At 63.0% G+C, this 6524-nt stretch carries 5 protein-coding genes; all 5 read right to left on the reverse strand.

The window, feature by feature from the left end; genetic code table 11:
• The coding region (locus EN742_RS19615) for an ABC transporter ATP-binding protein (protein ID WP_148670160.1) at positions 1-1048 on the reverse strand (1048 nt) is incomplete at its 3' end.
• Positions 1049-1098: 50 nt separating this feature from the next.
• Positions 1099-2256: an ABC transporter permease gene (locus EN742_RS19620; protein WP_127405590.1), complete on the reverse strand. Its 1158-nt coding sequence runs from the start codon at positions 2254-2256 to the stop codon at positions 1099-1101.
• Positions 2257-2268: 12 nt separating this feature from the next.
• Positions 2269-3303 (reverse strand): ABC transporter permease, encoded by a 1035-nt coding sequence (locus tag EN742_RS19625; protein WP_127400230.1) that lies wholly within the window; start codon positions 3301-3303, stop codon positions 2269-2271.
• Positions 3304-3528: 225 nt separating this feature from the next.
• A complete protein-coding gene (locus EN742_RS19630) occupies positions 3529-5181 on the reverse strand; it encodes an ABC transporter substrate-binding protein (protein WP_127405591.1) in 1653 nt (550 codons plus the stop codon).
• Positions 5182-5454: 273 nt separating this feature from the next.
• The coding region (locus tag EN742_RS19635; RefSeq protein ID WP_189375470.1) for a translocation/assembly module TamB domain-containing protein at positions 5455-6524 on the reverse strand (1070 nt) is incomplete at its 5' end.

Below are 6524 nucleotides of genomic sequence, written 5' to 3' on the forward strand. Positions count from 1 at the left end.
TCTTGGCGCCGGGCGGCAACGCCTCCCAGTCGATCTCGTTGAAGCGCACGCAGCGCGAGAAATGGCCCTCATGGCCCTCGACCGCGATCATCGGGATTTCGGCGGCATTGCAGACGCCCTCGACGAAATGATGGCAGCGCGGGCCGAAGTTGCAGCCCTTCGGCCGCTCGTGCGGCAGCGGCAACTGGCCAGGGATCGAGATCAGCGGCCGCGAATTCTTGTCGGCGCCGGGCAGCGGGATCGAGCGGAAAAGTCCCTGCGTATAGGGGTGGCGCATCCGGTCGAACACGTCCTTGATCTTGCCGGTCTCGACCGCCTCGCCGGAATACATCACCGTGATCTTGTCGCAGGTTTCCAGGATGAGGCCCAGATTGTGCGACACGAAGATCATCGAGGTGCCGAACTTCTCGCCGAGCCCCTTGACGAGGTCGACGATGCCGGCCTCCACCGTCACGTCGAGCGCCGTGGTCGGCTCGTCGAGCAGGAGCAGGGCTGGTTTCGACAACAGCGCCATGGCGATGACGATGCGCTGCTGTTGGCCGCCAGAAAGCTGGTGCGGATAAGAGCGCATCATGCGCTCGGGATCGGGCAGCTTCACCGCGCGCACCATTTCCAGCGCCCGTTTGTAAGCCTCGTCCTTCGACACCTTGTCGTGGATCAGCGGCACTTCCATCAGCTGCTGGCCGACCTTCATCGCCGGGTTCAGGCTCGCCATCGGCTCCTGGTAGATCATGGCGATCTTGTTGCCGCGGATGGCGCGCAGCTCCTCGTCGGACATCTCACCCATGTCCTTGCCCTGGAACTTGATCTTGCCGCCGACGATCTTTCCGATGTTGGAGAGGTCGCGCATGATGCCAAGCGACACGGTCGACTTGCCGCAGCCGGATTCGCCGACGATGCCCATCGCCTCGCCGGGCATGACCGTGCAGGAGAAGTCCATCACGGCCGGTATCTCGCCCTTGCGGGTGAAGAAGGAGATCGACAGGTTCTCGATCTCGATGATCGGCCCAGGGGTTGGCTTGCCGGGATTTCGAACTGCCTCGTTCATGGGTCGCTCCAATCCTTGGTTCTTAGAAGATGGGGCCTGAAACCCCGCCATCAATCCTTCATCGACTGTTCGCGCAGGGAATCGGCCAGAAGGTTCAGCCCAAGCACGAATGACATCAGCGCAATCGTCGGCGGTAGTGCCGGGTGGATGAAGGAGCGCAGCAGGCGGCTGGCGTCCTTGATCGCCGTGCCCCAGTCCGGGCTCTCGGGCGCCAGCCCCAGTCCGAAATAGCCGAGTGTGCCGAGTAGGATCGTCGTGTAACCGATGCGCAGGCAGGCATCGACGATCAGCGGCCCGCGGGCATTGGGCAGGATCTCCCACAGCATGATGTACCACGGCGATTCACCACGCGTCTGCGCCGCCGCCACATAGTCGCGCGTTTTGATGTCCATGGTCAGCCCGCGCACGATGCGGAACACGCCGGGGCTGGAGGCGAACACCACCGCAACGAAAATGTTGAGCTGGTTGGGGTCAATGTGGACGATCTTGAGCGGATCCTTGTCGAAGACCAGGCCCACATAGATCCAGCCGCCAATGACGAGCGTCAGCCCGAGCAGGATGTAAAGACGGTCGGGGCGGTTCTTGTAGCGCGTCCAGAACAGCACGCTGAAGAAGATGATCGGGAACAGGAAGAACAGCCCGGCCATGGCATAGGGGATCGGCGTGTCCATGATGCCGGGCGTCACCAGCAGATAGAACAGCAGGATGACCGGGAAGGCCAGCACCAGATTGGCGAGGAAGGACAGGATGGTGTCGATCTTGCCGCCATAGTAGCCGGCCGGCAGGCCGAGCGTGATGCCGACCATCAGCGCGAAACCGGTCGCCGCCGGCGCGATGATCAGCACGATCTGGCTGCCATAGACCATGCGCGAGAACACGTCACGGGCGAGCTTGTCGCCGCCGAAATAGTAGATGAGCTTCGACGTCGGTTCGATCGCGCCGGGCAGCGCGTCCTTCATCACCGGCACCTGGGAGAGCGGATCGAAGGGCGAGATGGTCGAGGCGAAGATCGCGGTGAACAGCCAGAACAGGCAGATGCCGACGCCGACGATACCGACGCCGCTGTCGAACAGCTGGCCGTAGAGTCCGAGCTTCTTCTTGTAGGCGAAGCTCGCCCCCATGACGATGGCGAGCGCTATCCAGACAGGCCAGAAACGCGAGATGACGCCGAGCACGACACTGAAAGCGCTGATATATTCGATCTGCATCCGCTTCGCCCCCTACTGAACCCTGATACGCGGATTGAGAAACGCGTAGCCGACATCCGAGATAAGCTGCGTGATCAGGACGATGAACACCGAAACCAGCGAGCAGCCGAGCAGAAGGTCGATGTCGTTGTTGCCGGCCGCCTCGACCAGCGTGTAGCCGAAGCCCTGGTAGCGGAACATCACCTCGACGATGACGACGCCGGTGAGCAGCCAGGGGAATTGCAGCATGATGACGGTGAACGGCGCGATCAACGCGTTGCGCAGCGCATGCTTGACCACGACGCTTCCGAAGGAGAGGCCCTTGAGGCGAGCCGTGCGGATATATTGTTGCGTCATCACCTCGACCATCGAGGCGCGTGTCATGCGCGCAATGTAGCCGATGCCGTAGATCGCCAGCGTCATCACCGGCAGCGTGAAATTGTAGAAGGTGATGCCTTGGCTGGCCGAGGCGGCCGAACCGTTCAGCCAGCCGAGCCAGGACGCGAAGATGACGGTGAAGATGACGCCCGAGACATATTCCGGCGTCGCCGTCGAGGCGATTGAGGCGACCGACAGCGTGCGGTCGGTGCGCGAGCCCTCGCGCATGCCGGCAAGGATGCCGACCAGCAGCGAGATCGGCACCATCACCAGCAGGACGCAGAGCATCAGGATGCCGGTCGCGCTGAGTGCTGGAAAGAGCTTTGACGCCACGCTGGTCTTGAATTTGGTCGAGCAGCCGAAGTCGCCCTGCAGCACGCCGGAGAATGTCGGCACGACCGGATCGTTGCAGAAGGAGAAACGCTGCGTCGGCTTGCCCGTCGCCGGGTCGGTCACCGGCTGCTTGGGCAGCACGCCCAGCCACTGGCCGTAGCGGGCAAAGAAATTCTGCCGGTAGCCATGGTTGACCAGCCAGTCCTCCAGCTGCTCGGCCGACGTATGCATTTCGGTCTGGCTGATCGCCAGCTTCTTCAGGTTCGGGTTGAGATTGATCAGGAAGAAGACGACCAGTGTCAGGCACAGCATCGTCAATGCCATCGTGCCAAGACGCCTGAGGATGAAAGAAAGCATGGCGGTCCCCTGCCGGTCTGGTTGGGGTTGGAGCCTGTTTGCTGTCCAGCTCGGCCACTAGCGGCCAGGCTGCCTATCAAACGGACTCTCGGATGCGATCAACCCTGTTTTTCGTTGCACGCCGTTGCCGGAAGAACCCACGCCCTCTCAAGGCGCCGGCTTCCGGTTCCTGCATTGTGCGGGGAGTGAGGGGAAGGAGCAAGGCCCCTTCCCCAATCGGTCCGATCACGCCTGGTCGAGCCAGACCTTGCCATAGTCGCGTTCGAAGGTCGGGTGCATCTTGTAGTTCTGCACCGCCTTGACCGAGTGGCTGTAGAGCTTGCGCCAGTAGGGCTGGATGATGATGCCGGAATCCTGCAGGATCTGCTCGATGTCCTTCATCATGTCCTTGCGCTTGGCGGCGTCGGCGACGGCCAGCGCTGCGTTGAGCTTGGCATCCCAGTCGGCGTTCGCAAAGGCCGTCTCGTTCCAGGCCTCGCCGGAGCGGTAGCCGATCGCGAGCACCTGGACGCCGAGCGGGCGCATGTTCCAGTTGGTCATCGACAGCGGATATTTGGTCCAGTCATTCCAGAAGGTCGAGCCCGGCAGCACCGTGCGCTTCACCTTGATGCCGGCGTCGCGCATCTGCGCGGCGATCGCATCGCCGGTGTTCTTGTGCCAATCCTCGTCGACGGTGATCAGCTCATGCTCGAAATCGGCCTGGCCGGCTTCCGCCAGCAGCGCCTTGGCCTTGGCCGGATCGCGCGCCACCTTTGCCAGCTCGTAATATTCCGGGTGGATCTGGCAGACGTGATGGTTCTCGGCAACAGTGCCCGCATTGCCGTAGCCGAGCTGGAGGACGACATTGTTGTCGACCGCGAGCTGCAGCGCGTTGCGGACCTTCTGGTCGTCGTACGGCTTGTTGTTGATGTTGGTGCGGCACACGATCGTCGACGCCGTCACCACTTCCGACTTCACCAGGTCCATGCCGTCGAGGATCGACACATAGTCGGCCGAAGTCTCGAAATTGGTGTGGACTTCGCCGGCCTCGAAGGCGCTGACCATGGCCGCCGGATCGGTGCCGTAGTCGATGAACTCGATGCCGTCGAGGAAGACTTCACCGTCCCACCACTTGTTGTCCTCGCGGCGCTTGTAGACCACCTTCTGGCCGACATCGTAGGAGACGAGCTCGAACGGGCCGGTGCCGATCGGGCAGGCCTTGAAGTCGCCGCCCTTCTCGTCGAAGGTCTTGTGGACGATCAGGCCTGGGTAGTCGCACATATTCGGGATCAGCGCGATGTCGGGCTTGCCGAGCTTCAGCTTGACGGTCATGTCGTCGACCTTGGTGACGGCGCTTTCGTCCAGCTTGTCGTCCTTGACCAGGGTGCCCAGACGGCCAGGCATCGAATTGCCTTCGGCCTTCTTGTCGGCCCAGCGCTTCAGGTTGAAGATGACGTCATCGGCGGTGAAGGCATCGCCATTCGACCACGTCACGCCTTTGCGCACATGCAGCACGTATTCGGTGGCGTCGTCGTTCACATCCCAGCTTTCGAGCAGATAGGGACGGAACGTGTATTCAGTGGTGTATTTGACCAGCGGCTCGAGCGCCTGGCGCTCGGCATTGGCGATTTCCGACCAGTCGGACTTGCGCGGGTCCTTCGGATCCTTGACCCACTGCGCGACCTTCAGGATGCCGCCCTTCTTGCCCTGCACGTCCTCGGCCCGTGCCGGGGTCGGATCGGCGAGGCCGAGCATGCCGTAGGCCATCGCCGTGGTCGCGCCGAAGACGCTGGCGAGCGCCAGGAATTCGCGGCGGTCCACCTTGCCTGCCTTGGCTTCTTCGGCCATGGCCAGGATGTGATCCGGAACGCGGTCACCGTTAGATTTGTAGATTGCCATGATTAACTCCCATTGTTGGCTTTCCGCCTTGTAACATTCCGCATCCGGACCGTGATGTCAAAGACGGTCTGGACTGGGAACATGTTGACGAATGTGCAACTTTGGAAGGAGGGCGGTTCGCGCGATAGCGACAGTCTTGACGCAAATTTGCTACTGCGTCGCAGATTTCATTCGATTATGCGCAAACGAATAAACTGAGACATTCAAACGGCATAGGACGGCGCCAGCCGCCTGCTGCGATAGCGCCAAAGGCTGCCCTTCCTGCGACCGGCTTCAGTATTCGCGCTCGTAGAAGATGCCGCCCTTGGCTTCGCCGGCATCGGTGGCCTCGCCACGCAGCTTGACGCCGCGCCCGACATTGAGGTCGATCGCCGCCTTGCCGGAACCCGGCTTGTCGCCCTTCTGGATCGTCACATAGGTACGGTCGTTGAGGTATTTGCCCGCCGAGACGGCGGTGCCGCCCTTCTCGTCGGTGGTGACATCGAGGTCGTCGACGCCGATCGCGCTGCGCAGGTTCTCGAGCAGCGAGGTCGAACCGCCGACGCCGGCCAGTTGCGCGGCGGCCTCCGCCAGCTGCGCGATCTGCAGCGGCGACAGGTTCGACATCGAGCGGCCGAAGATCAGCTGCGCCAGCACCTCGTCCTCCGGCAGTGCCGGCGTCGAGGAGAAGGTGAACTTCGGGTTGGTCGCCTCGCCCGACACGACAATGGTGACGGTGGCGCTGCTCGTCGTCGTGGTCGCTGTCAGGTTGAGGTAGGGCACCAGGGAGCCCGAAAAGCCGACCGTTCCTTCTGTGAAGGTCAGCCGCTTGGCGAGGATCGTCAGCCGCCCGCGCTGCAAGGTGAAGGTGCCGACCGCATGCGGCGAGGAGGCCGGACCGGTCAGCTTGAGCGAGCCGCCAAGCTCGGCGTCGACGCCCCGGCCCTGGATGAATATCTGATTTGGCGCGTTGACGGTGACGTCGAGGGCAAGACCGCCGCCGCCACCGCTGCCGCCGCTGGCGGAAGCCGGGCGCAGCGCCTTGTCCTGCGCGCGCACCGCGGCCGGCGCGCCCTTGTGCCTGACGTTGAGCGCCGCCAGCGAGCCCGGCAGCTTCTCGGGAACGGTGATGACGGTCTTGGCCAGGATGATTGTGCCTGCGACCACCGGCGCCGAGACAAGCGGCCCCTTGATGGTCAGGTCGCCGCCAAGATTGGCGGTCACCACCCGGCCGTCCGTGTAGCGGCCGTCGGTCAGCTTGACCGAAAGATCGGCCGGGAACCCTTGCGCCGGATTGATGCCGACCGTGCCGCTGGCCGACAGGCTGCCGCGCGTCGACAGCGTGCCGGTCAGACGATTGATCC

It is taken from the genome of Mesorhizobium sp. M4A.F.Ca.ET.020.02.1.1 (assembly GCF_004022645.1).
Taxonomy (GTDB): domain Bacteria; phylum Pseudomonadota; class Alphaproteobacteria; order Rhizobiales; family Rhizobiaceae; genus Mesorhizobium.